The sequence below is a fragment of the Synergistaceae bacterium DZ-S4 genome (assembly GCA_025943965.1).
GTDB classification, from domain to species: Bacteria; Synergistota; Synergistia; order Synergistales; family Synergistaceae; genus Caenicola; species Caenicola nitritireducens.
In genome coordinates, this window is sequence record JAPCWD010000028.1 from 1 (window position 1) to 3,886 (window position 3,886).

Consider the following 3,886-nt stretch of genomic DNA (forward strand, 5'->3'; position numbering starts at 1 on the left):
GAAACAAAACGATATTAACTCTGCACAGTAAACTTTCGAGGCTCAGTCCAACTGTTTGTCTTTAGTGCAAAAAAATAATATCCCGGATCTCTGGACGTTATCCAGGTCCGGGATATTTTACGCTTACAGATGAGACGGAGATATCCCTTTTAGATATTCTTCTTATAATCGCCCAAGGCAAAAAAGTTATATTGTCTTTTTTTCTTATCTTCCTGATTGCCGGCCTCGGATACGGGATTTTCATGAAGAAGCCCGAATATGCCAGTTCGATGCAGATTGCAGCGATAACTCAAAACAGCCCTAAAACAGGAGACTTTAATATTTATGTCTCAGGCAACCTTATTTCAGGGATATTGACTAGTGATTCCGTATTAGACTCAGTGATCGACCAAAATGACCTTCTTAAAAATGAGGATGGAACAGCAAAGACACGTGTGCAGGCACGCAAGTCTCTTTCGGACAATATTGAGCCGAATGTTGATGCCAAAAGCGGAATAGTAACTGTAACAGTTAAAGACAGGTATCCCGAAAAGGCATTGACAGTTGCAAAATCTCTTTATGATTCTTCACTGGAAATATTGCAGGAAATGGGTATGACGATTTCCGGGCAAAAGGATGCCTATATACAGTCTGAGATAGAGAAGAACATAGAAAAGATCGAAGAGTTCAAGCAGGATCCCACCAACGGTGTCGTTCGCAAAGACATTGATCAGCTTTTAAAAACCATGTCACTGCTTTCCCTCTATGAGGAGGGCGCTGTTTACAGAAAGAGCGCCCCTATGGTCGTACAGCTTGTATCCCCGCCGACACTTCCCGACCAGCCGCTTCCGAGAGGAAGGGGCAAAATAGCCGCACTTTCCGGAATACTCGGGCTTTTTGTAGGTCTCACATTTGCCTTTATCAGCCACTTCCTGCGTGTTTCTTCTTCCGATCCCGAGACAGCAGAGAAGGTGAAACGCCTAAAAGAATTGGCAGGTTTTAAAAGAGAAAGAGCTAACTAAAGATAGGAGATCTGTGTGATGTTGTACAAAGAGAACAGACTCATCAAGGCTCTTTTGTCTATTTATCTTAAAACTGCGTCAAGGGGGAGATATGTGCTTTCCCTTGACTTTATTTCACTTGCGCTCGCTGTCTACTTGGGCTATGCCCTCAGGCTCACTTTCTTTATCGAAATGGGATACGCCGGCGAACTTCTTCAGACTATTTTCATCTTCTCTGCATGCATTCTTATTCCTATGATATGGGGCGGAGTATACAAAGTAGTATGGCCCAGAGCCAGCGTGGAGGAATATACTATACTGCTCAGATGGTATGTTGTCGGGAGAGCACTGTTTTTCGTCAGGAAAACTTTTTAAATTAACCATAGTGCTCGAACCATTTCGAATGCGCTTTGAGATGCCGGGATCCAGGTTTGGCCTTGTTTTGCCCCTCCTCCTCGTCATCCCGGTATGCTGTTGAGCCCGGGGTCCATCCCCGCGTCTCCCCGGTGTGCACCTGGTGTAACTACCAGCCGATTCGCACAACTCGCAACTCGTTGGCTCTCTGGCCGTGAGCCGGGGTCCATAGGTTTTTGAACTTCGCTTCTCGAATGAATCCAGATACTAAAACCCAAACCTGGATCCCGATATCTTGGTGGACATAAAACCCAAAACCTATGGATCCCGGCTCAGCGGCATACCGGGAAGACGAAGAGAGGCCCATACCGGGAAGACGAAGTGTGGGTTCTTGGTTCAAACAATTGATTTGCAATTGATTCCCAATAGATTACCAATTGACTCCCCTGCGGATGTAGTTTCCACCTGTCTTTACCGACTGCTTGCCAACTGCTTGCCAACATTTTTTAAACAACCGACGCCCTCGGCGGATCCTCTCCCCGCATTTCTTTACAAAAAAAATGGACCTCCCTTTGGAGGTCCATTTATTCGGCGGTTAGAATGGTGGAGCTGAGGCGATTTGAACGCCCGACCCCTTCCGTGCGAGGGAAGTGCTCTCCCGCTGAGCTACAGCCCCACTCGTAACGCACGCAGGTAATTTTATCACGTTGCAACACCTTGTCAACAGACGCGGGGTAATTGGCAGATCAGGGTAATTTTTTACTGTTGCTAATGTATAAACTGAAAATACTTCTATTCGGCAGCTGTTTTTTCTTTTTTGCTCTGAACGGCATGGACCAAAAATGCGACAGTCACGCCCATGAAAAGACCGAGCAGGGATGCAAGCAGCAATATCTTTAGCTTGCCCTGCGAAGCCGGCTCAGTCGCGAGCACGGGTTTTTCGATTATCCTTACAGTGTCGTTAGCCTCTACGTTTGCAACCTTAGAGACCTGATATTCGTCAGCAAGGAGAAGATATGATTTTCTTAATATGTCCCTCTCTGTTGCCATTTTGTGGATCTGATTTGATATCTCAGCTATCCTTGCTTCTGTCATTTCACTGTCTTTTCTCAAGGAATCAATGCGTTTTCTTAATTCTGCAGTAGAGGCTTTTAACGTTGCAAGTTCAAGTTCATCAGAATATAGTTTTGCTTTTAACGTTGAGTTTTGTGCGTTCAATATCTCGTCATCGATGTTCATGTTTTTAAGTTGTTTTAGTTCTTCGGGGGTAAGTTCTCTTGCGAGGAAATTCCAGACAGCTTCAGTGCTCATTCCCTTACTAAGGGATAATTTCTCAGGTTCAAGGGAGAGGAGTTTTCTGGTCGCTTTTATCCTTGACTCCAAAGGAGCGATTTTTAACATCTCTTCGTTGTACTGTTCCATTGCTTTACCGTATATTACACTTGTAGTCTCAAGTTTCGAAGAAAGTATTTTTAGTGGATTCTTTTTTTGGTATTCAAGCAATGTACTTTGTGTTTTATCGAGGTCATTTTTTACAGAGAGCATAGAGTCTTTAATGTATGTGAAAGAAGTTCCTGCTCTGTCTGTAAACAGGTCAGAATTTCTTTGTATAAAAAGTTTGCCCCATGTAGTTAGAAGTTCGACTGCTCTTTCAGGAACACTGTCTTTGATTTTTACGGACAGCGTTAATTTTTCAGATGTTGCACCTGTTTTTTCAGATGACTTGTTGAGTTCAACTTCCATTTTTTCACGCAGACCAGTTGGAGTTGGAATAGAAATATCTCCGGATGTTTCAGCGCCGTAGACGATATTGATAGTGTCATACAAAAGGTCGTCTGCAGTGGCCAGTGTCAGGTAAATGTCCGGAGGTAAAAGGGAACTGGTACTGCTTTGCGGTTGAGCAGGATCTTTCCTCATCTCCGCGCTCATTTCAGCCGGAACAGGAGGCATGAATAGCAGCGTTGTCCTGCTTTCATAATATGGTTCCATCATTTTGACGTAAGCGAAACCCGCCAGTGAGAAAAGCAAAACAAACGCAAGGATCAGAAACTTCTTTGTCCAAAAGATCATAAGTATATCGACAATGTCTATCTCATTGCCTTCATACTCCTCGTTATAGTTCATATAAAGCCTTCTTTCCAGATCGGGTTGACAGTGGTTTTTCTGCTCGTTATCCATGATGCCCTCCAAAAGTAATAAAATCTTATTTGATATTATAATATCATTGTATAACAAATTGACCGTCAATTATGCCTGATAATTATACTATGTAAGAGTCAAATTAAAAGATGCTAATAATATATCTTTTTTGGGATGCTGAAATTGCAAATCTGTGATATCTTCCATACCCGAGCAGCATCCTTAAAAGGTCGGAGGCTGAAAAATACTTTTCCTTACGCATCATATTTAGAATTTATCACCAATGTGTCACCGCCGGACTATAATTGACCCTAATCGCCGGAAAGAAATTGACCCACCCCGACCATATAGCTACCATTGGGATTGTGAAGATCACCAAGGAGGTAGCGAAAATGATAAGGAGTGGGCTAATA

At 43.3% G+C, this 3,886-nt stretch carries 3 protein-coding genes and 1 tRNA gene; 2 read left to right on the top strand and 2 right to left on the bottom strand.

What is annotated here, in order from left to right; genetic code table 11:
* Nucleotides 1-140 precede the first annotated feature (140 nt).
* Both OLM33_09995 and OLM33_10000 read left to right on the top strand, forming a co-directional pair.
* Nucleotides 141-1,001: a Wzz/FepE/Etk N-terminal domain-containing protein gene (locus OLM33_09995; protein MCW1713982.1), complete on the top strand. Its 861-nt coding sequence runs from the start codon at nt 141-143 to the stop codon at nt 999-1,001.
* Between the two features lie 18 nt (nt 1,002-1,019).
* Entirely contained in the window at nt 1,020-1,355 is a 336-nt protein-coding gene (locus OLM33_10000; protein ID MCW1713983.1) for a hypothetical protein, read from the top strand.
* A gap of 580 nt (nt 1,356-1,935) precedes the next feature.
* Here OLM33_10000 and OLM33_10005 read toward each other — a convergent pair.
* A tRNA-Ala gene (locus OLM33_10005) sits at nt 1,936-2,010 on the bottom strand.
* Nucleotides 2,011-2,126: 116 nt separating this feature from the next.
* Nucleotides 2,127-3,512 carry a Wzz/FepE/Etk N-terminal domain-containing protein gene (locus tag OLM33_10010; GenBank protein MCW1713984.1) on the bottom strand — a complete coding sequence of 462 codons (1,386 nt, stop codon included), beginning with the start codon at nt 3,510-3,512 and terminating at the stop codon, nt 2,127-2,129.
* Between the last annotated feature and the right edge of the window lie 374 nt (nt 3,513-3,886).

What these genes read in the sequence shown, in the direction of transcription:
- OLM33_10000 (MCW1713983.1), top strand. Translation starts at nt 1,020, where the DNA reads ATGTTGTACAAAGAGAACAGACTCATCAAGGCTCTTTTGTCTATTTAT.
- OLM33_10010 (MCW1713984.1), bottom strand. Translation starts at nt 3,512, where the DNA reads ATGGATAACGAGCAGAAAAACCACTGTCAACCCGATCTGGAAAGAAGG.